The following is a 20,933-nucleotide window of genomic DNA, read 5'->3' on the forward strand; positions in this document are numbered from 1 at the left end:
TAGTAACCATTGTACTTCGCAGCTTTTTTATGCGTCCCTTGTGATGAGTTGAGGGGAGAGAGAAGCTAACAAGAGAAAGAGAATGCGCACTTGTATTTTATTTTGATGGCACTGCATCTTATAACCTTAGCATATCGTAGTGGCTAAAGCTAATCATTCAATTTATCCTTCCTTTCATCCTATCTTCTCGTTCCTATGCTAAAATCCATAACCCTCTCCAAGTGGGGAGCGGCTGCTCTGTTGCTGGCCTCGCTCACGAGTTGCGAAGACATTTTGGAGCAGTACTTCCCCAAACCCAATCCTACTCCGCCCCCTACTACTCCCACCTTCCCGCCCTTAGGTCAGGATATCGCCTTTTATGCTTTATCAGGGGGTAATCGGCTTGATGCGTATTCCACCAAAGATCCAGCCACCCGGACCGCCTCGGTTGCCATTACCGGCTTACAGAGCGGTGAACAAATCTTAGCTATGGACTTCCGGCCAGGCACTGGGCAGCTCTATGGGGTCAGCAGCGGCAGCCGTATTTATGTAATCAATCAAAACACCGGCAGGGCTCACGTTATTGGGACGGGGGCCTTCACCCCCGCGCTGGGGGGCAATGTAGTGAGCTTTGACTTTAACCCGACGGTTGACCGCATTCGGTTGGTAACGAGTACGGGACAGAACCTGCGTCTACATCCCGAAACAGCAACGGTGGCCGCTACCGATGGTACTATCAACGGGGCAGCGGGCGCTACCCTAACGGGCGTGGCCTACACCAATAACGTAGCTGGTGCTACCGCGACTGCGCTTTATGCCATTAACACCCAAAACCAGCAGCTCTACTTGGTTAACCCACCGAACAACGGTACGCTCGTATCCGTGGGCAACCTGAACCTGCCCGTGAGCGGTGATGGCGGCTTTGATATTGATGCCAAAACAGGTACTGCCTTGGGGTTGTATACCGTACAAGGCAAGCCTACACTCTTTACCGTGAACTTGAGCACGGGCGCGGCTCGTCCTTTGGCGGAGTACGGCCCAAGTCAGAACTACACTGGTTTAGCCATCCCTACAAAGCCTGTCGCTTACATTGCCACTAATGTAGACGGAAGCTTCACGACATTGTCTATTGTTGATCCAACAGACTCAAACAGTGTCTCGACAAAGAACGTTACTGGTATCAGAGGAGGTGGAAGGGCTATTGGCCTAGACTTTAGGCCGGCAACAGGTCAGCTGTATACAATTCTATCAGGAGGCTTTTCAAGTGGGGCGTATCTGTACACTATTGACCTAGGCACCGGCGCCGCTACATTTGTGGCTCAAACGAATATACCTGTGATATTCGATGGAAGCTTTGACTTTGATCCCGTTACAGATATGATTCGCGTAGTAAGTAAAGCTGGCCAGAACCTGACTGTGAACCCAACGAATGGCATTACCACCGAAGGTTCCCCCATTGGTATTGCTGTAGGCATCAATCGACCCGGTGTAAATACACTTGCCCACGATAATAACTTTGTTGGTGCGACAACAACTAACCTGTATGGTACTGATGTCTCGATTAATCTTGTTAGTAAACTATATCAAGTTACGCCCCTTGTTCCTGGTAATTTAAAGGAGATTGGTAACGTAGCCGCTGACGTACGCCACATGGATATTGGAGGCACTAGCAACACCGCCTATATTCTTGTTAACGTTGTTAACAGCACCAATAATGTGTTTCAGCTTAATACGCTGAACCTTGCAACTGGAGAGCGCACCTTCGCTCGGTCGCTTACTATTTCCGGTCTCAACGGGATAAGTGGTGCACCTGGTGGCTTCGCTCTAGGCTTGGGTTTCTAAGGTGCCCTGTTTTCGCTTTACATAGTTTAACAAAAAGCCCTTGCTAATTAGCAAGGGCTTTTTTCATTATTCCACTTGTTGGGCTCGGCTAATGCTGGGCTTTCATGTTCACTATTTATAAGCTCGCTCAAGCATTCTCTTTCGGCTCCGGCCCGCGAAATACATCCGTACCTGACATGGGGGGCAATTTTACCGGCCGGCCTTCGCGGGCCGACTGGTAGATGGCCTCCATAATGCGCTGGTCCTGCAAGCCTTCCTCGCCGGGCGTGTGGGGCGGCTTGTCTTCCAGCACGCAGGTGGAAAAGTGGTCCATTTCGGCCGCAAACTGATTTACTGGGCTGATGGTAATCTGGTTCTGCATTTTGGCCGGGCCCTCGGCGTGGGAGGTTTGCAGCTGCTGGCCCTGATAGGCGTAGGCATTGTTCAGGTGCATCCACCCTTTCTCCCCATTCACGCGGTAGAAGCGCGAGTCGTGGGTGTTGTAGTGGGTGATGCTGTCGACCAAAATGCCCCCGGGAAGCGCATCTGCCACGACATTACTTCCTCTACCTCTTTAAACAGCGGATTGCCGGGCGTGCTGTAGGAGTAGCCAAATACCTCCGTGGGCTCAGTGCCCAGCAGGAAGCGCGAGGTGTTCAGGCAATACAGGCCGATATCGGGCAGGGCGCCGCCACCGGCCAGGGCTTTCTTGTGGCGCCAGTGGTCGGGGTTGGCGGAGCTTTGGCTATTCTGGGCCTGAATGTACTTGGTCTTGCCCCACTTGTTTTCGCGCACCATCTTGCGTACCAAGCGGTTGTAGGGCTCGTATTGAATGCGGTAGGCAATCATCAGCTTGCGATTGGCTTTTTTGCAGGCCGCAATCATGGCCTCACACTCGGCGGCGGAGTTGGCCATGGGTTTTTCGCAGAGAATGTGCTTGCCAGCCTGCGCCCCCCGGATAGTGTACTCGGCGTGCATGGAGTTGGGCAGTACAATGTAAATAACCTTCACCTCGGCATTGTCCTTCAGCTTATCGTAGTCTTCGTAGCTGTAGCAGCTTTCGGGCTTAATGCCGTATTGCTGGGCGACTTTCTTTAGCTTCTCAGGTGAGCCGCTAACTAGGGCCACGGGCTTGGATTTTTTGCACTCACCAAAAGCGGGCAGAAGTTCTTCCAGCGTCAGGTGGCCCAGGCCCACCAACGCATATCCCACCCGCTGGTCGGGGGCAAAGGTGTGGGCGTGGGGCCCGACTTGGGGTCTACTTCTGACTTCCAGGCTTCAAGCTCAATGGGCTTATCTACGCCCGATGGCACTTTCGCGGGCGGCGACACGGCTTCCGACGAAGGCACTTGCTGGCCGCCAGGGGCCGCATATACGGTGGAAGCAGTGACTTCCGAGGCGGGCGTGCCGGTAGTAGGGGTAGCTGTTTTGGCCGCCTCGCCGCCCGGCTTCTCCTGGCAGCCGGCAAACGTGCTGGCGGCCACTCCTACGGCCAGGCCCCGCCCGGCCATGGTCAGAAACTCTTTGCGTGATACCTCCTGGCTGGCCTGCCGAAGCACTGTATTTAGTAAGCTGTTAGTAAGTGACATAGCGCACTGGTTGTGAGAATGGAACAGTAGAATAGAACGTGAAAAGAAGTATAAAAAAGCTCTACGGTCATTTGGGCCTACATAGCCAGCTCTCGACCCCACTATTCGTCTTTTTCGCCTCCTATTAACGCCTGAATCAGCCTGAGGTCGCCCGCCACCAGAAGCTGCTGTGGTAGCGCCTGAAAGTAACTTGGCAACTAAATGTTAGCCGGGGGAAGGAGCATGACGCAAATCAATTAGCTAATTGACTATCATCATATTACAGCCATTGTATTAGGGCGATATTTAACACATTCTCAAGCCTCGCTGAACATACATATTAGACGACGCGGCTAATGATAGCCGCCACCAAACGAGGCTTGTACCCATCTCGTGATGCAGAAAGTATTCTGCTGCGGTGGATTGCCTGCTTAGCTGCTTTTCTCAGGCCAGCTGGAGAAGCAAGCCGGGAGAAGCTGGTCGCCTAAAAGGCTTTTTTGAAAAGGGGCTGCCGGCTGCTTTCAAGGCTGTGTTGGGCAAGCTGCCAGTCCCTGCTGTCATTCTCCTTTTTTCACTCATCAGCAACTTCATCATGCGTCAGAATCTAAGTTCGTACGACCGGGTGATTCGCATTCTCCTGGCCACCTTCCTCACCGGCTATCTGGTGCGGCAAGGCTTCAGCACTCCCCTACTTCTTGCCTGGCTGCTCATTCCGCTCACGCTGCTGCTGACGGGCATTGCCGGCTATTGCCCCTTTTATTCGCTGCTGGGCATTGCCACGCACCACCAATCTCGGAGCTAACTTCACGGGTTAAGCCCTCACTTGTAGGCCTTGTATTGTAGCTACCGAAGCCACAATATAAGGCCAGAGACGGCCCATATCCTACGTTAGCTGGCTACCCTTCGCCTATGCAACCTGCCTTTGTTGTCTTAACGGATATGTCAGCTGCCACCGAGGTAGCCCTGACCTACACTAGCCGCCTGGCCCAACGCTTGGATGGGCGGCTGGTGCTGCTCCACGTGTACCTCGACCCAATGCTGGCGCCGGATGCGGCCGTAATGGCCTCGCCCATTCTGGTGACCAGCCGCAAGGAGATTATAGCCTATCTGGTGGAGCGAGCACAGGAGCTTCCGGTTCCGGCCGAGGCCGAAATAGTGGTGGATATGCTCAGCCCGGCTCTGGCCGACGTGGTGCAGCGCCACAGGCCGCTCCTGCTGGCTTGCGGGCGGGAACAACCCATCAATTTGCTGGACAGGATGATCGGCAATTGGGTCCTGCCCATTCTACAACAGGCGCATCAACCGCTGCTGGTGGTTCCCGAAGTTTGGCAGAGTACCGAGCTGCCCCGGCGCGCGGTGGTAGCCACCGATGATAAAGCGTTCTGGCTGAGTGCGCCTTCCCTTGCCCTCACGGAGCTATTGACCAGCCTGAAACTCACCACGACCGTCGTGCACGTGGCGGAGGCTACGGGTCCTTCGCGCGCCGACGTGGGGCTGGCATCAGCGCAGCGTACGGGTCTATTTGGGCATTTAACGGAGAACAGCCTGTACGAAGTGTGCGAAGAAGCTCCGGCCGACGGCATTCTGCACGCGGCCGCGGAGCTGCACGCCCAGCTTCTTGTGCTGCTGGCCCGGCCGCACTCCTTCCTTGGGGGGCTTTTTCACCATAGCGTCACGGCCGATATTCTGCGTCGTAGTCCGGTGCCGGTGCTGGTGCTGCCCACCACGGCTTAAGGCAAGATTCAGAGCAAAGAAGCGAGTCGATGGATACAGTACTCAAACTGTATCCATCGACTCGCTTCTTTGCATTTGGCACTAAAAAAGCCCCCCGGACTGGGTTAAGCCAATCTTTAAGCTCCTACTTCCGGGGCCGATTGGCGGGGTTGCAGGGCGTGCTCGGCCTGCACCATATTGTTCATTCCTTTTAGCAGGGCATCGGGGGTAAAGGAGATACTATCAATACCTTGCTCCACCAGAAATTGGGCAAACGCCGGGTAGTCGCTGGGGGCCTGCCCGCACAGCCCGATGGGTCGGCCGCAGGCTTTGGCCGTACGAATCACTTGGGCGAGCATCCGGGTCACGGCCTCGTTGTTTTCGTCAAACAAATGGCTCACGATTGCCGAGTCGCGGTCGATGCCTAGGGTAAGCTGGGTGAGGTCGTTGGAGCCGATAGAGAACCCATCGAAGACAGCAGCAAAATCTTCGGCCAGTATAACATTGCTGGGAATTTCGGCCATCACGTACACCTCCAGCCCCTGCTCGCCCCGCTTCAATCCGAACTCCGCCATGAGGGCCACCACCTGCTTTCCTTCGGCCACGGTGCGGCAGAAAGGCACCATCACCTTCACATTGGTGAGGCCCCAGTCGAGGCGCACGCGCCGCAGCGCTTCGCACTCCAGCCGGAACCCTTCGCGGTACTGCGGACTGTAGTAGCGTGAGGCACCCCGGAAGCCCAGCATAGGGTTTTCCTCGTCCGGCTCAAACTGCCGGCCGCCGACCAGGTTGGCGTACTCGTTGGTCTTGAAATCGCTCAGGCGCACAATCACTTGGCGTGGGTAAAAAGCGGCCGCTACAAACCCGATGGCCTGCGCCAGCTTATCCACGAAATACTCCGGCTTGCTAGCATAATGAGCGGTGAGCTGCGCAATTTCCTGGCGGGCAGACGCGTCCTGTAGCTTGTCAAAATCGACCAGCGCCATCGGATGGATGCGGATGGCGCTATTGATCACGAATTCCATCCGCATCAGCCCCACGCCCTGGCTAGGATAACGAGCGAGCTGCAGAGCGCGGTCGGGATCAGCCAGAATGAGCAGGGGCTTGGTGCGGGGCATCTCCACGTGCTCCAAATCGATGTCAGTTTCCTGCCAGGCCAACTGGCCCGCGAACACCTGGCCCTCATCGCCCTCGGCGCAGGAAACCGTAATGAGCTGCCCATCCTGCACTTTTTCCGTGGCGTTGAGTGTGCCCACCACGGCCGAGAGGCCCAGCTCCCGCGCCACAATGGCCGCGTGGCTGGTGCGCCCGCCTTTATTGGTAACGATGACGGCCGCCTTGCGCAACACCGCATTCCAATCGGGGCTGGTAATGTCAGTAATCAGGATTTCGCCCGGCTGCAGACGGTGCCCGTCGGCTGGCGAGGCGATGATGCGCGCCACGCCCGTGGCAATCTGATTACCGACTGCTTTACCCGTGGCCAGCACCGGGCCTTTTTGGGTCAGGTGGTACTCGTGCAAACGCAGGGCTTTGCTTCCATGGTGAATGGTTTCGGGGCGGGCCTGCACAATGTAGAGCTTGCTGGTCAGGCCATCTTTTGCCCACTCAATATCCATGGGCATACCGTAGTGATCTTCGATAAGCAAGCACCAGCTCCCCAGTTCCTCCGCCTCCGCATCGGACAGCACGAACATAGCGCGCTTCTCAGGCGGGGTGTCGGAGTTTTCGATGCCGGTTTGGGCATAGCGCATGGTCTTGGCTTTGTCGCCAAGCTTGCGGGTTACCAAGGCCCGGTATCCGCTCCGCAAAGAGGGTTTGAACAGATAAAATTCGTCGGGATTGACGGCGCCCTGCACCACGTTTTCGCCCAGGCCCCAGCTGCCGGTGAGGTAGATAAGGTTGGCGTGACCGGTTTCGGGCTCGATGGTAAAAGCCACGCCCGCCGAGCCCACATCGGAGCGCACCATCATCTGCACGCCCACTGATAAGGCCACGCGCAGATGATCAAAGCCATTTTGCAGCCGGTACTTAATAGCCCGGTCGTTGAACAAAGACACAAAGCACCGCTGACAGGCCTGCACCACGGCCTCCTCGCCCTGCACATTCAGGAACGAATCGTGCTGTCCGGCAAAGCTGGCCGTGGGCAGATCTTCGGCCGTGGCACTACTGCGCACAGCTACCGGTAGGCCCCCGTCGGAGTGACCAGCTGAAAGCTCCCGGTACGCCTGCCGAACAGCCTCCGTCACGCTGGGGGCATTTTGGCCTGCGTTAGCAAGGCCCGCGCCTGGGTGCCTACGGCCGAAAGATTCGTCAGCTCCTTCTCGTCAAGGCTTGCCAGTAGCGTGGTGAGGGGCTGCCGCAACTGGTTTTCATCCAGAAACTGCCAATAGGCGGCGGCGGCTGTAGCAAACCCATCGGGCACGTTAATTCCTTTAGGAATCAACTGGTTGAAAAGCTCCCCTAGAGAGGCGTTCTTCCCTCCTACCAACGCGACCTGCTGGTTGGTCAGCTCGCGGAAGAACCGAGTGTATGCTTCCTGTGCCATAACTATAGAAGTGCTAAATGAGTAAAACCGCGCCGAGTTTTATGCAGGCAAAGCAGGCTGTCCCCTCCAAAATCGTAAGCTTTTGCTTCCGGAATCGGTCAGATATTCAGAGGCCAATCAGCCCGTCTGGGGGCTTTTTGGGTGATTAAGCCGGCGCTTGCGGGCAGTGCTTCTAGCCTAAAAGTGCGGGGTTTGGCACTCTATAAAAATGAGAAATAACATAGCCATTCATGATCTTCATCACTACTGGCTTCACTCAAGCTTTCGACGTACGGGTTGCGAGCACTATATCAGAGAGCAGGCAGCACGAGCACCGGCAACTCACTGTGCATCAGCAGTTGCGCTGTGACGCTGCGGTGGAATAGCTGCCCCAGAAAGCTGCGCCGCCGAGAGATGACCACCAGCATGTCATACTCCGGCTGCTTGGCTTCCTGCAAAATGCCCGCTTCCGTGCTACGGTTGCTGATAGTGCGCATCTCAACCGGCGCCGCTTCCAGCAGCAGGCCGGCGCGCACCACCGCTTCCAGGGCCTCGGGGGGCTTTTTGCCGAAATCGGCGTTGGCTGTTACGTACAGTACCGTGAGCGAAGCCCGCAATTCGGTCAGCAGCCGGTGTACCACCCCCGCGTGTTCACCCAAATCAAACGGCTGACCATCAACCGCCAGCAGCAGGCGCGTGGGCGGCGAGCTGCTCACTACATTGTGCGGCACCAGCAGCATGGGGTAAGGAGCGGCCCGTAGAATATCCAAAGACGTGGTTTCCACCATTTCAGCGGGGGTAGTGGAGTACTCGGGCCGGCCCAGCACGATTAGCTCAGGATGGTGCCGACTGACGGCATCCGCTACGGCAGCGGCCATGCCTCCGTATCCGACCTCCGCCACTACCGGCACGGCCAGCTGTCTGGCTATATCATTCATAACCAGATTGATGGCTTCCCGACTAAGGTTTGATAAAACTCCCCTTTGCATCTCCGGATCTAGCACCGAGTTGCGGCGCACGTGCAGCAGCACCAGCCGGGCTCCGAGCGGATCGGCCAGATTGGAGGCATAGTCGAGCGCCTGGTTGGCACCCTGAAAGAAATCGGTCAGAATGAGCAGGGAAGGTACCATGAGCAGGAGCAGCGAAAGAGTGAAGCTACTGACAGAAAACCAGCAGACAGGCAGCATCAAGGTGCGCACCATGTGCCCGTGCGCTTGATTTTTATCAAGCAATGACCCCGTATTCGTCATGTACCTGAGATAGTAATATATATAATTTTACGGACATATTCTTGACTAATTTTTAGCAACTGCTTCCTAAAAGCCTATACCCAACAATCCGAAGCGATGAAGATCCAGAACAATAAGGAGCCGTGGCTGCTGGCGGCGGGAATTGCAGCGGCGGCCGCCACCGGGTTTGTAGTTGGGCGCGCCCTGGTAGGTCGCCAGTTGCGCCGGGATGCGCAGCGACTCCTGCGCCAGTCTACCGACGTCACCGCACGCATCTACCACGAAACCCAGCTGGCCGATTTGCCGGCGCCGGTGCAGCGCTACTTCCGTCAGGTGCTACCCGATGGTCAGCCCTATCTGCGCACGGCGCGGCTTCGGCATACGGGCCAGTTTAAAACCTCCCTGGATGGTGACTGGGGGGCAATTTCCGGCGAAGAATACATTATCGCCGATCCGCCGGCCTTCATTTGGCAGGGTACCACCGCCCGTTTTATCGCCCGCGATGAATATGTAGCCGGGCGGGGCAAGTTGCTGGTGCGCCTATTTGGTTTGGCCCCCGTGGTGCACGGCCGCGGGCCGCGCTACGACCAGGCCGAGCTACTGCGCTGGCTGGGCGAAATTGCCTGGTTGCCCACTGCCCTGCTGCCCAGCGAGCGAGTAAACTGGACACCCGTGGATGAACACTCTGCTACGCTTACCCTCACGTATCAGGGTCAAGTGTTGTCGTATCTGGTGCGCTTTAATGAGCAAAATGAGCTAACCCGATTCGAAGCGGAGCGCTACCAGAGCGACACTGCTGTTTTGCCCTGGGTGGGGCATTTCTCCGAGTATCGCACTTTTCACGGGGTGCGGGTACCTACAGTAGCCGAAGCGAGCTGGGTAGTAGATGGCCAGCGGCGGCCCTACGCCAGATTCCGGCTTCAGGAGCTGGATTACAATGAGCTGAACGCGTATTAAATATCTCCAACGGCTCCATAAAGCTAGCAGCGCCCGACCACGGTGATGCTGCTCTGCGTCTCGCTCGTGGCGTGCGAACCGGAGTAGAGGCAAACATGATATAGATCAGACACTTTGCTAACCTATATCATGGCTTTGTTCTTTCTGAAAACGGATGTTTATAGCATGATTTCTTTCACCCGGGACCAGCGTGCTGTGCCTCACTTTTGCTACCACTATGAACGCTTTCAGCCTTATCCTGCCCATTTTTCTCCTTGCCGTACTGGCCCTGACAAGCTCCTACCTGCGCGCTAGTCATAAAGCTGCTAACGTTAAGTAGCGTTACCGAAATGCCCCCAAAACTAAGGCAGCCCTGACCGCTGCTGAGTATAGCTTCGCGCCACTTAACCATCCCCTTATGAGCCCGTCAATCGTTGTGTTAGCTAACCTGACAGCGACGGCGGCGCACGCCGCTCGGTATGCCGCCGTGCTGGGTGAGCCGCTTCAGGCGCGCCTCATTTTGCTGCATCATTACAGCGAGGTGGCCCCTGACCCCGAGCTGGTGACCATGACCGCAACCACTACCTACCGCAGTCAGGCGGAGATGGACGCCGCTTTGCAGAGCCTGACCCAGCAGCTGCCGGCTTCTACGCAGGTGCTGGCCTCCACCCGGGCGGAGGTAGAGCTGGTAGCGGAGGCCGTGGAGCGCTACCACCCGCTCCTGCTGGCGATGGGCGCGAGCACCGAGAGTAGCCTGCTGGACCTGCTGTGGCAAAACCAGGCGCTGCGCGATACGCATTGGCCCATATTGGCCATCCCGGAAGCCGCCCCCGCCCCCCGCATTCCGCGCCGCATAGCCTTGGCAGTCGATGCTAATTCATTTACCCTGAACGAAGCCAGTAAGGCCTTGGCGCCCCTACTAGCTTCCTGGCAGGCAACGTACATCGTGATACATGCCGAAGCGCCACATGAGCAACAGGCATTTCCGGGCCAGCGGGCCCTGGCCACTGTTCGCCTGAGCCAGCTGCTTCCGCCCGATACGGCATTGGAGCTGTACGAGGAGGTAAATCTGCCGCCCGCTGAAGGCATTGTGCAGGCAGTGAAGGATGTACAGGCCGATTTGCTAGTGCTCATTGTTCGGCCGCATAGCTTCGTAGGGCAGCTGTTCCACCGCAGCATCACGGCCCAGGTGCTGCGCGAAAGCCGGATACCAGTACTGCTGCTCCCCGCGCAGGACCAGAGTACTCCGAGGTGGCTGGCACGCCTCACCTGAACACGTTGGCTTTCTGCTCGTGGGCCTTTTATCTAGCCCGATCAGAAAAGCGCATAGCGAGTTAAAAAAGCCCCCCAGTTATGGTAATGAAGGCTTTTTGAAGTTATTGTGCGGGCCAGAGGCTTTACCCAGGCGGAAGCGGTAACCATGCACGAATGATTATGAGAGGAGATGATGTAAGTCATAGACTCTGTTTTCATCCTCCTATATATTGTACTAGTAATGCTTTCGGGAGCCTGATAGCTTACCATATGCTTCCGGCCGCTGCCACTCTTTGTTTTGACGCCATGCACCAGGTATGTCCAATCAGCCCCATTTCGTCCGTCGAGCCCTTACTGATACAGTCGGCACTTAGCGGCGCGGCGCAGCTAGCCCACCCCAGTACTCCAAGGCCGCTTGCAGCGGCGCCCTCAGCCAAGCCGATTGGGGAACCGTGGATTTCCGAGGATGATTTGCTGCTCGATGTAAGCCTAACTTTTCTGGGCGCCGCGCAGTGCGTGACGGGCTCCAAATACCTGTTGACGCTCGATCAGGGGCGCCAGCGGCGGCAGCTGATGATCGATTGCGGGCTGTTTCAGGGCTTGAAGGAGCTGCGCCTGCGCAACCGTGAGCCGCTGCCGCTGCCCGTTCCCGACCTAGAGGCCGTGGTGCTGACGCACGCCCACATCGATCATAGCGGCTACCTGCCTAAGCTCGTGCGCGATGGGTTCCGGGGGGCAATTTTCTGCACCGATGCTACGGCCGATCTGCTCGAAATCATGCTGCTCGACTCGGCCAAGCTACAGGAAGAAGAGGCCGCCTACGCCAACGCTAAAGGCTACTCCAAGCACCACCCTGCCGAGCCCCTGTATACCATTGCCGACGCCAGGCAAGTGCTTACCCTCCTGCGTTCGGTGCCCTACGACACGCCCGTGCAGGTCACCGATCAGGTGCACGTCGTATTCCGCGACGCGGGCCATATTCTGGGCTCCGCAATTGCCGAGCTGACCGTAAAAGGCAGTCAACAATCGAAAAAGCTGGTTTTTTCCGGTGATCTGGGCCGCTACGACAACCCGGTATTATACGACCCAACGCCCATCGAAACGGCCGACGTGCTGCTGGTGGAGTCTACCTACGGCGACCGGGATACGCGTATTCAGGACCCCGAGCAGGAACTAGTGCGGCTGGTCAATGAGGCGCTGGCGCACGGCGGCGTGCTGCTCATCGCCGCCTTTGCCGTGGGGCGCACCCAAACCCTGCTTTACTACCTGAAAAAACTTCGGCAGGAAGGCCGCATACCCAAGGTACCCGTGTACGTCGACAGCCCCATGGGCATCCGCGTCACCTCGCTCTTTCAGCACCACACCGCGGCGCACCGGCTGGGCGAGAGCAACCCGTTTTACTTCGAGAACTTGACGTTTGTAAGCGAGCAGCAGCAATCCAAAGCCCTGAATCAGCTGGCGGGTCCGGCTATCATCATCTCGTCGAGCGGAATGCTCACGGGCGGGCGCATCATCCACCATCTGTATCATCGGCTGCCCCGGCCCCAGGACACGCTGTTGCTGGTGGGCTACCAGGCCGAAGGAACCAGGGGCCGCGACCTGCAGGACGGCGCGCAGCAGATCAAGATGTTTGGAGAAGTGGTGCCTGTGCACTGCCACGTATCGGAGCTTGATGGCTTCTCGGCCCACGCCGACCGCTCGGAACTGCTGCGCTGGCTAAGCAACTTCAAAAAGCCCCCCAAGCGCACATTCGTGGTTCATGGCGAGCCCGAGGCTGCCACCAAGCTGGCCCAGACCCTGCATCATGACCTAGGCTGGCCGTCGGTAATCGTGCCGGAATATCGAGAATCGGCTAAGCTATTCACCGGGATTTAGGCGTGGTGCTCAGACAAAAATCGGCGTAAAAAGCGCCTTGCAAACGCAAGCAAAGCATGACCAAAGTCAAGGCTTCAGGTGACGAAAGCCATTCCCTGGAGCGCTGCTAATCACGACTTTTATCATGGTAAACGCCTCCTGACAGCGAAGTATTCACTGCTTTTCATTTAACGCTATGATCACGCCCGCTTTTTGGTTTTGGCTCCTTTTCCTCACCCTGACCGGCCTACTCTGGCACCAGCGGCAGGGCTCGCACCATTCTTCCACCACGGGCTAGTCGCCTGCTTTTCAGGATTTGCACTATGGGTATGCACTCTCTCCCCGATCTGGATACGCCGGCCCGGCGCCAGCAGCTGGTCAGCCAGTTTATGGATCGGCTCGCCAATGATGAATTGCTAAGCTCGGTTTTTGGCAACTCGATAAATGCCGACGGCAGCGCGGCCCCAGCGGAGCATCAGGCGTGGTGGGATTCCGCGCTGGCTGGTGAATGCTATCAGGGCCGGCCGCTGCGGGCAACTCATGTGCATCCCTACACTGGCCCGCTGTATGAGCGCTGGTGCCAACTGCTAAAAAATACCTTCGACCGGAATTTTGAGGGACCCGAAGCTACGGCTGCTCAGGGCCATGTGCTCAATCTGGCTACCATGCTCTCGCATTGGCGGCTGGCTCAACAGGACAGTTATTCTACACCTGACACCGACGCGACCAAGCAATTGGCCGCTGCCTAAATCCGCCGAACACAGCGAATTCGTCCCTGGAAAAGCCCCCCGGCGTCGCTGCAAAGCTATTTTTCTCTACTAGCTCCTTACCCTCCGCCATGACACCTCCCATTGTTGTTCTGACCGATTTTTTTGCCGTCTCCAACCGCGCGCTATCGTATGCCTCCGGCTTAGCATTACCCTTGAAGGCCCAACTGGTGTTGCTGCATGTGCGCCACGACGGGCTTCTCTCGCCTGAGGAATACACCAACCGCGGAGCCCATCATAATGAGCGCGAAACCCTGGAAGCGCTGACGAAGCTGGCCGGGAGCCAGCCCGTGCCTACGCAGGTGGAAATCTCGGAAGGCTACCTGCCCGACGCCGTGACGGAGGCCGTGCGTCACCATCATCCGCAGCTGCTGGTGCTGGGGCGACCGGGCACCGCGGTTATGCCGGCCGAAGGCATCGTCAACGCGGCAATGGATTTGTTGCGCCACGTGCCGCACCCCCTGCTCACGGTGCCCACCGTGGGCTGGGACACTTTTCCGCCGCGCCGCTTGCTGCTGGCCGTTGATGGCGACGATTTCATGCTGTACGAAAACCAAGATATCCTGCCCCACCTCATGCAGTCGTTGCAGGGCGCGCTTACTATTCTACACGTAACGGACCAAAAGGACCCTGGCGCGGCGGCTGGGCACGATGCTTTGCGCAGTGTGCGAAATAGTGGCTTAGTAAACGTGAAAGAATCTGACCCCGTTCGCGTGGTGTACCACACCAACGTGGCGGAGGGAATTTTGCAGGGGGCCGCCGAGCTGGAAGCCGACCTGCTGGTGGTGATTGCGCGGCGCCATAGTCTGCTCGGCGGTCTGTTTCATCGCAGCGTCACGGCCCAGATTATTGGAGAAAGCCCCATTCCGGTTCTGCTGATTCCGGCCATGGACTAGCTTATCCCGCTTTCACGTTGTCTACCAATCGGTACCGCCATGGGCATTTCTCTGATTGTGCTCACCAACTTCTACCCGGCCGCCTTACGAGCGCTGCACTATGCCGATGACTTGGCCTGCGCCCAGGGCGGACGCTTGGTGCTGCTGCACGTAAACCGCTCTTCCCTCTACGACCTTTATATGTTTGCCGGGGAAGGCTGGCGGCGCCAAGAGCTCGATCTGGAGGCCGATACGGCAACTCAGCTGGAACGCCTGACTACGCAGCTGCACACCCCGGCCACCGTGGAGCTGGCCACCGACCTGCTGCCGGAAGTGGCGAAGGACCTGGTGACCCGCTACCAGCAGGGCCTGTTTGTGATAGGATTGCCAGCGGCCGGGCACGCATCGCCCGAGCAGCTGAGCGCCACCACTCTCGACCTGCTGCGGGCCGCGCAATTTCCGGTGCTGGTGGTGCCCGATTCTGCTCCGGCCTCCACCCTGCCCCGCCGCGTGATGGTGGCCGTGGATCAGGAGAGCTTTGTGCTCGTCAACTCGGGGGCAGTCACCCAGCTGCTCCAAAACATCAAAGCCGAGGTAACGGTGGTTCACGTAACCGTTCAGGAAGATGATGCCGCCTGCGCTCGAGCGCTGAGGCACGTGCAGGGAAGCGGCCTGACAGATGGCACTAAATCGGTGGACCTACGCGGCTTTCTCCACCCCGATCCGGCGGCGGGCGTGCTCGAAGCCATCCCTCAAGCGAGCCCCGACTTAGTGGTGGTGCTGTCGCGCTCGCGCAGTTACCTTGGGGGCTTTTTCACCATAGCGTCACGGCGCACGTTATTGCACGCAGCCCGGTTCCGGTGCTGGTGGTACCAGTAAACTAGCCGGTACCGGCATGCTATCCGGAAGTATAAGCTCTATGGCCGTAAAGTACAGTAATCAATAGCTCCGCTATTGATTACTGCTGGCAGGAACCACACAGATTATAATCTTCATTTACCGTGCTGATATGCTACATACCCGCCACATGGGGGGCTTTTTTACATGTCTATTAATCTTCAAGCTCAAATTACTGGTGTGTTCCTGTCCCTATAAGTATCAACCAAACAGGCTACAGACTAAATCCAATTATAAGCTATAAGTCATTGATTTAGGCTGAAATACTAGACTAGTAAAAAAATGTAAAATACCAGCATCTAAACGTAATAGGGTTGCGTAAGGGGAAATTACATGAATTATATTCATTCTTCTTTCCATCCTATCTTCTCGTTTCTATGCTAAAAACATCTTCCCTCGCCACCTGGGGCGCGGCAGTTCTCCTATTATCCTCGCTGAGTAGCTGCGAAGACATCTTGGAGCAGTACTTCCCCAAACCCACTCCTACGCCGCCTACTATCCCTACCTTTCCACCTCTAGGGCAGGACATTGCCTTCTACGCACTGTCAGCTGGAACTAGGCTGGATGCTTACTCTACCAAGGATGCGGCCACGCGCACCAGCTCCGTGGCCATCACCGGCCTACAGAGTGGGGAAACGATTTTAGCTATCGACTTCCGCCCCGCCACGGGCCAGCTCTACGGGGTTAGCAGCGCCAGCCGGTTGTATGTGATTAACCAGAATACGGGCACCGCGCGGGCCATTGGCTCAGGAGCATTTACGCCGGCCTTGGGGGGCAATTTAGTCGGCTTTGACTTCAACCCCACCGTGGACCGCATCCGCCTCGTAACTTCCACGGGCCTGAACCTACGCCTGAACCCGGAAACTGGCACAGTAGCCGCTACGGATGGCATCATCAATGGGGCGACGAATGTCGCCCTGACAGGGGCCGCCTACACCAATAATGTGCCTGCCACCGCGAGTACGGCACTTTACGCTATTGATGCCGCTGCTAAACAACTCTACCTAGTGAATCCACCCAATGCTGGGGCCGCGGTGCCCGTCGGTAATCTAAACCTCAACATCAACGGCGGTGGCGGATTTGACATTGATGCGAGGACCGGCACAGCTCTCGGTTTATATGCGGTTAATGGCAACCCGACGCTGTTTGCCGTGGATCTCGCGAGTGGCGCGGCTCGTCCTTTAGCCCAATATGCGGCCAACGCTGCTTATACGGGTCTTGCTATTCCCACCCGACCTGTGCTGTATGCAGCTAGATATATTCAGGGAATCCGAGGTGAACGATTTAATGACTTACTCATTGTTGATCCTACGAGCTCTTCTGCCTATGGAACTAGGCGTATTATTGGGTTAGAGCGCGAACAGTTGGTTGATGTCGACTTCCGGCCCGCTACCGGCCAGTTGTATGGGTTTACCCAGTCTATGCAACTTTACACGATTGATCTGGGCACCTTTACGGCGACGCTCGTAGCTACCATTCCGTTCACTATGGATTCCTTTGGCTATGCGATTGACTTTGATCCGGTGACGGATCGTCTGCGTATCGTCAGCAGCACGGGCCAAAACCTGCGGGTAAATCCCACGGATGGAACAGTGGTGGAGGATGAGCGCCTCAACCCCAGCACCCAGGCTATTTATGGCGTGGCCTATACGAATAGCACGACCGGCGCGACCACGACCGACTTATATGCGTTGGGTCTTGATCGCAGCACCTTGCCAATCAACTCGCTCAACAAGCTTTATCGGCTGAATTCCCCTAATGCGGGTACCCTCACGGAGGTCGGCACGGTTGCGACGGATGAGAGGAATGGAATATATCAGTTTGATATTAGTGGCACCACCAATACCGGCTATGCCATTGGGAATAACGGCCGGAATAGCAAAAGTTTATACACCATTGATTTAGCCACGGGCAGAGCGACGGAACTGAGTATGGTGGGCATCTTTGACCCGCAAATAGTGGGGGTAGCCGCGGGGCTCGGCTTTTAAACATTACCACTTCCCAAGCCTATCTGACTTATTCGCTAAAAAAGTCCCGGCGCCTGAGTCGGGGCTTTTGCCCTGCCTTTCTCATTAGTTGTATCCTTCCTTTCTTATTTACTTATCCACTTTGTATGAAAAAAAGCTTTCCTTTTATCAAGCTTGGAGTCGCTGCCTTACTACTGGTGTCGCTCACGAGCTGCGAAGATATCCTGGAGCAGTACTTTCCTAAGCCTACTCCGCCGCCTACTATTCCTACTTTCCCCAATCTGGGGCTCGATATTCCCTTCTACGCTTTGTCGGGCGGCACCCGGCTTGATGGGTTTTCGACGAAGGATCCATCCACCAGAACAAGCTCCGTAGCTATTACGGGCCTGCAGAGTGGCGAGCGTATCCTGGCCATGGACTTCCGGCCCGCTACGGGCCAGCTCTATGGGGTGGGCAGTAGCAGCCGCCTGTATGTGATTAACCAAAATACGGGCTTGGCCCGTGCCATGGGTAGTGGCGCTTTCACGCCTGCTATAATCGGGGAATTGGTGGGCTTTGACTTCAACCCGACCGTGGACCGCATCAGGCTGGTGACCAGCACGGGCCAGAATCTGCGGCTGAATCCCGAGACCGGCACCGTAGCGGCCACCGATGGCCCTGTGAATGGAGCAGCAGGGGGCGCACTCCTGACGGGAGCGGCATACACCAATAACACGGCTGGCGCGACAACCACCGTTTTGTATGGGATTAACACCGTTGACAAGCAGCTGTATGTAGTCAACCCACCCAATGATGGCACTTTAGCTGCCATAGGAGCGCTCAACCTGAATATCAGCGGCGAGGGCGGCTTTGACATTGATGCCAAGACCGGTACGGCCTTGGGTTTGTATGCCGTAAGTGGCAATCCTACTCTTTTCTCCGTAAACCTTGCAACAGGAGCTGCGCGGCCGTTAGCCCAGTATACTAGCAACTCCGGTTACTCGGCAATTGCCATCCCAACGCAGCCCGTGGCGTATGCGGCCGTTCTTTTATGCTCCCGCGCTATAGGCTGTGTCACAGAGCTAGTCACATTTAACCCCACTAATCCCGCCGCGGGCTTTGTTAGCAAGCCTATTTCCGGCCTGCGCAACAACGAACTGTTTCGAAGCATCGATTTCCGGCCTGCCACCGGGCAGCTTTACGCGGAGGGAGACTTTGGGGGAATTTATACCATAAACCTGACCACCGGAGCAGCCACGTTAATGAACGCCTTCACCACATTTATACCGGGTGGCGCTATCGGATTCGACTTCGATCCTGTCACGGATGTTATGCGCCACATTGTGCCCGGGGGGGTGAGAATTATCGTATTAACCCGGTCAGCGCAGCCGTCATCCGAGACGGGATACTGAATCCAGACCCTACCTTTATTTCAGCTGCGGCGTATGATAATAACTACGCTGGCGCGAGTACAACCAAGTTGTATGTTGTTGACTATGGTACCGACAAATTGTACCAAGTTAATCCGCCTAACACGGGCAACATGATTGAAATTGGCAGCCTCGGCATTAACGTATCCGGCGATATTCATCTGGATATAGGCAGCATTAGCAACACGGCCTACTTTGTTTCTACTCCTAGTGGGGTGTTTAATCCAGAAACCCAAACCGCTACTCGGCCGGGCCCGACCGAACTCTACACAATTAATCTGGCGACGGGTGCCGCCACTTCCATCGGGGAAATCGACTTTATTAGCCTCTCAGACCGAGGAGAATATCAATTACGCGGCTTTACCCTGGGCTTGGGTTTTTAACTAGCTCACATTTAAATAGTAGAAGCCCTGGCGCAACACGCCAGGGCTTTCACAACTTCCTAATGCCTGTAAGGGCATAATCACATCCCGATATGAAGACAACCTCAACTTTTACTAAACTTGGCGCCGCGGCCTTGCTGCTGGTGTCGCTCACGAGCTGCGAAGACATCCTGGAGCAGTACTTTCCTAAGCCTGCCCCGCCGCCATCCAACTTTGGTCTTGACATTCCTTTCTACGCGTTATCGAATGGCAACAAGCTAGATGCGTACTCAACTCACAGCCCGACACGCCGCTCAAGCTCTGCTGCTATCACTGGTTTACAGGCGGGAGAAAAGATCGTAGCTATTGACTTCCGTCCGGCTACGGGGCAACTATATGGTTTGGGCAGCACTAGCCGTATTTACGTAATCAATCAGTCAACTGGGGCGGCCCGCGCCATTGGTGCAGGTCCTTTTACTCCTGCTGTAGCAGGAGACTTGGTGGGCTTTGACTTTAATCCTACCGTCGACCGCATTCGCATTGTCACGAGTACAGGTCAAAACTTGCGGGTTAATCCAGAAACGGGAGCTGGTGTTCTTGTTGATGGCTCACTTAAAGGCGTAGCTGGCGCTTCTGTATCGGCTGTAGCTTACACCAATAATATAGCGGGCGCCACCGCTACTGAGCTTTTTGCACTGGATGCAGTTACTAAAAAGCTGTACAAGCTAAGCGCACCTAATGAAGGCACCTTAGAAACAGTAGCTGACCTCAAAATCAACTTTACGGGTGAGGGCGGCTTTGACATCGATCCCAAAAGTGACTCAGGGCTAGGGCTGTTTCAGGTGGATGGCAAGCCTACCCTTTTCACGCTAGACGTGCAAACTGGTGCCGCCCGTACGCTCACCACCTATGACCCTAGTCTGGGCTATACAGGCTTAGCTATTCCTACGCAGCCTGTAGCTTATGCTGTTAGCAGCACACTCATCAATTTTGAGGAAAGAACTACAAGGCCTGAGCTGTTAATTTTTGATCCTTCCAACTTGGGAGCTGGCGTTGTATTAAAGCCTATTACGGGAATACCAGCCACTGAAAGCGTTTCAGGATTGGACTTTCGCCCAGCTAATGGCCAGCTCTATGCCATCACCAGAAGCATATTCACTACCAGCGACCGCCTCTATACCATTAACGCTGCCACAGGTGCTGCTACCGCTGTAGGTTCTACTAATTTTAAAATAGTTGGGCTAGTAGGATTTGACTTTGATCCAGTCCTCGATCGGATTCGCGTGATCGGCAGTGAGGAGTTGCGGGGGGGCGGCGTGAATCCCGTCCTATTAGTGAACCCTACAGATGCTACAACTACCGCGCAGCCCAGCTTAACGCTGCCTCAGGCCGCCAATAATTTTTTGACTACCGTGGGCGCGGCCCACGACCATAACTTGGCCGGCGCGAAGGCGACGAACTTATATCTGATTGATACCTATCGAAACGATCTCTATATGCAAAGCCCTGCCGGTATGGGGGCCTTAGCCAAGGTGGGGAACCTGGGCGTCCAAGTCGTTAAAGCCGACTTTGATATTAGCAGTACCACCAATACGCCGTATGCGCTGATTACCCTCTTTGGTGCTAGGGACGTCACGAAGCTGCACACGATTGATCTGGCCACCGGAAAAGCGAATGCGGTGAGTAATTATGAGTTTCAAGGCAATACCGTTGGCTTCACGGTGGGCCTAGGTTTCTAATTAGCTAAACTTAACCTAAAACTAAAAAGCCCTGGCGCA

General features: G+C 56.2%; 17 protein-coding genes and 1 pseudogene. 13 read left to right on the top strand and 5 right to left on the bottom strand.

Annotated elements, in window-relative coordinates:
• The first annotated feature begins 195 nt into the window (after positions 1-195).
• Positions 196-1,821, top strand: coding sequence for a DUF4394 domain-containing protein (locus tag G7064_RS02675; protein WP_166072340.1), 1,626 nt, complete (start codon positions 196-198; stop codon positions 1,819-1,821).
• Positions 1,822-1,948: 127 nt separating this feature from the next.
• Here G7064_RS02675 and G7064_RS22905 read toward each other — a convergent pair whose 3' ends face one another.
• The 3 genes from G7064_RS22905 to G7064_RS22915 are packed head-to-tail and all read right to left on the bottom strand — an operon-like array spanning position 1,949 to position 3,389.
• Complete coding sequence (locus G7064_RS22905; RefSeq protein ID WP_317172806.1) at positions 1,949-2,326, bottom strand: Gfo/Idh/MocA family oxidoreductase; 378 nt, start codon at positions 2,324-2,326, stop codon at positions 1,949-1,951.
• Positions 2,272-3,012, bottom strand: a complete 741-nt coding sequence (locus G7064_RS22910) for a Gfo/Idh/MocA family oxidoreductase (protein ID WP_317172807.1) — start codon at positions 3,010-3,012, stop codon at positions 2,272-2,274. Before G7064_RS22910 ends, G7064_RS22905 begins: the two co-directional genes overlap by 55 nt.
• Positions 2,979-3,389 carry a hypothetical protein gene (locus G7064_RS22915; protein WP_317172808.1) on the bottom strand — a complete coding sequence of 137 codons (411 nt, stop codon included), beginning with the start codon at positions 3,387-3,389 and terminating at the stop codon, positions 2,979-2,981. The genes G7064_RS22910 and G7064_RS22915 overlap by 34 nt, the downstream gene beginning before the upstream one ends.
• Before the next feature lie 571 nt (positions 3,390-3,960).
• On the opposite strand from G7064_RS22915, the gene G7064_RS02685 reads away from it, so the two are divergent.
• Together G7064_RS02685 and G7064_RS02690 are read left to right on the top strand one after the other, a co-directional pair.
• Positions 3,961-4,170, top strand: coding sequence for a DUF2892 domain-containing protein (locus G7064_RS02685; protein ID WP_166072341.1), 210 nt, complete (start codon positions 3,961-3,963; stop codon positions 4,168-4,170).
• Between the two features lie 107 nt (positions 4,171-4,277).
• The gene (locus tag G7064_RS02690; RefSeq protein WP_166072342.1) at positions 4,278-5,102 is read left to right on the top strand and encodes a universal stress protein; all 825 of its coding nucleotides are present in this window, start codon (positions 4,278-4,280) and stop codon (positions 5,100-5,102) included.
• Positions 5,103-5,218: 116 nt separating this feature from the next.
• Here the strand turns inward: G7064_RS02690 and ppsA are convergent.
• Both ppsA and G7064_RS02700 read right to left on the bottom strand, forming a co-directional pair.
• Positions 5,219-7,626: pseudogene (gene ppsA / locus G7064_RS02695) on the bottom strand (phosphoenolpyruvate synthase).
• 290 nt (positions 7,627-7,916) lie between these two features.
• Positions 7,917-8,855, bottom strand: coding sequence for a universal stress protein (locus G7064_RS02700; protein WP_166072343.1), 939 nt, complete (start codon positions 8,853-8,855; stop codon positions 7,917-7,919).
• A gap of 96 nt (positions 8,856-8,951) precedes the next feature.
• Between G7064_RS02700 and G7064_RS02705 the strand changes: the two genes are divergently transcribed.
• From G7064_RS02705 to G7064_RS02750, 10 genes are all read left to right on the top strand, one after another.
• Positions 8,952-9,791, top strand: coding sequence for a DUF6544 family protein (locus G7064_RS02705; protein WP_166072344.1), 840 nt, complete (start codon positions 8,952-8,954; stop codon positions 9,789-9,791).
• Between the two features lie 397 nt (positions 9,792-10,188).
• Positions 10,189-11,043 carry a universal stress protein gene (locus G7064_RS02710; protein WP_166072345.1) on the top strand — a complete coding sequence of 285 codons (855 nt, stop codon included), beginning with the start codon at positions 10,189-10,191 and terminating at the stop codon, positions 11,041-11,043.
• Between the two features lie 251 nt (positions 11,044-11,294).
• Positions 11,295-12,899 (top strand): MBL fold metallo-hydrolase RNA specificity domain-containing protein, encoded by a 1,605-nt coding sequence (locus G7064_RS02715; protein ID WP_240935686.1) that lies wholly within the window; start codon positions 11,295-11,297, stop codon positions 12,897-12,899.
• Positions 12,900-13,207: 308 nt separating this feature from the next.
• Positions 13,208-13,627 carry a hypothetical protein gene (locus G7064_RS02720; RefSeq protein ID WP_166072346.1) on the top strand — a complete coding sequence of 140 codons (420 nt, stop codon included), beginning with the start codon at positions 13,208-13,210 and terminating at the stop codon, positions 13,625-13,627.
• Positions 13,628-13,716: 89 nt separating this feature from the next.
• Entirely contained in the window at positions 13,717-14,541 is an 825-nt protein-coding gene (locus tag G7064_RS02725) for a universal stress protein (RefSeq protein ID WP_166072347.1), read from the top strand.
• A 39-nt stretch (positions 14,542-14,580) separates the two neighbouring features.
• Positions 14,581-15,399 (top strand): universal stress protein, encoded by an 819-nt coding sequence (locus G7064_RS02730; protein ID WP_166072348.1) that lies wholly within the window; start codon positions 14,581-14,583, stop codon positions 15,397-15,399.
• Positions 15,400-15,794: 395 nt separating this feature from the next.
• The gene (locus G7064_RS02735) at positions 15,795-17,405 is read left to right on the top strand and encodes a DUF4394 domain-containing protein (RefSeq protein ID WP_166072349.1); all 1,611 of its coding nucleotides are present in this window, start codon (positions 15,795-15,797) and stop codon (positions 17,403-17,405) included.
• A 125-nt stretch (positions 17,406-17,530) separates the two neighbouring features.
• Complete coding sequence (locus tag G7064_RS02740) at positions 17,531-18,775, top strand: DUF4394 domain-containing protein (RefSeq protein WP_166072350.1); 1,245 nt, start codon at positions 17,531-17,533, stop codon at positions 18,773-18,775.
• A complete protein-coding gene (locus G7064_RS22685) occupies positions 18,772-19,176 on the top strand; it encodes a DUF4394 domain-containing protein (protein ID WP_262888648.1) in 405 nt (134 codons plus the stop codon). The genes G7064_RS02740 and G7064_RS22685 overlap by 4 nt, the downstream gene beginning before the upstream one ends.
• 92 nt (positions 19,177-19,268) lie before the next feature.
• Positions 19,269-20,894, top strand: coding sequence for a DUF4394 domain-containing protein (locus tag G7064_RS02750; RefSeq protein WP_166072352.1), 1,626 nt, complete (start codon positions 19,269-19,271; stop codon positions 20,892-20,894).
• Positions 20,895-20,933: the final 39 nt, after the last annotated feature.

This window comes from Hymenobacter sp. HDW8, assembly GCF_011305775.1.
In the GTDB taxonomy this organism is placed as follows: Bacteria; Bacteroidota; Bacteroidia; order Cytophagales; family Hymenobacteraceae; genus Hymenobacter; species Hymenobacter radiodurans.

Coding starts and splice junctions, on each gene's coding strand:
- G7064_RS02675 (WP_166072340.1), top strand. CDS start 196: ATGCTAAAATCCATAACCCTCTCCAAGTGGGGAGCGGCTGCTCTGTTG.
- G7064_RS22915 (WP_317172808.1), bottom strand. CDS start 3,389: ATGTCACTTACTAACAGCTTACTAAATACAGTGCTTCGGCAGGCCAGC.
- G7064_RS02685 (WP_166072341.1), top strand. CDS start 3,961: ATGCGTCAGAATCTAAGTTCGTACGACCGGGTGATTCGCATTCTCCTG.
- G7064_RS02690 (WP_166072342.1), top strand. CDS start 4,278: ATGCAACCTGCCTTTGTTGTCTTAACGGATATGTCAGCTGCCACCGAG.
- G7064_RS02700 (WP_166072343.1), bottom strand. CDS start 8,855: ATGACGAATACGGGGTCATTGCTTGATAAAAATCAAGCGCACGGGCAC.
- G7064_RS02705 (WP_166072344.1), top strand. CDS start 8,952: ATGAAGATCCAGAACAATAAGGAGCCGTGGCTGCTGGCGGCGGGAATT.
- G7064_RS02710 (WP_166072345.1), top strand. CDS start 10,189: ATGAGCCCGTCAATCGTTGTGTTAGCTAACCTGACAGCGACGGCGGCG.
- G7064_RS02715 (WP_240935686.1), top strand. CDS start 11,295: ATGCTTCCGGCCGCTGCCACTCTTTGTTTTGACGCCATGCACCAGGTA.
- G7064_RS02720 (WP_166072346.1), top strand. CDS start 13,208: ATGCACTCTCTCCCCGATCTGGATACGCCGGCCCGGCGCCAGCAGCTG.
- G7064_RS02725 (WP_166072347.1), top strand. CDS start 13,717: ATGACACCTCCCATTGTTGTTCTGACCGATTTTTTTGCCGTCTCCAAC.
- G7064_RS02730 (WP_166072348.1), top strand. CDS start 14,581: ATGGGCATTTCTCTGATTGTGCTCACCAACTTCTACCCGGCCGCCTTA.
- G7064_RS02735 (WP_166072349.1), top strand. CDS start 15,795: ATGCTAAAAACATCTTCCCTCGCCACCTGGGGCGCGGCAGTTCTCCTA.
- G7064_RS02740 (WP_166072350.1), top strand. CDS start 17,531: ATGAAAAAAAGCTTTCCTTTTATCAAGCTTGGAGTCGCTGCCTTACTA.
- G7064_RS02750 (WP_166072352.1), top strand. CDS start 19,269: ATGAAGACAACCTCAACTTTTACTAAACTTGGCGCCGCGGCCTTGCTG.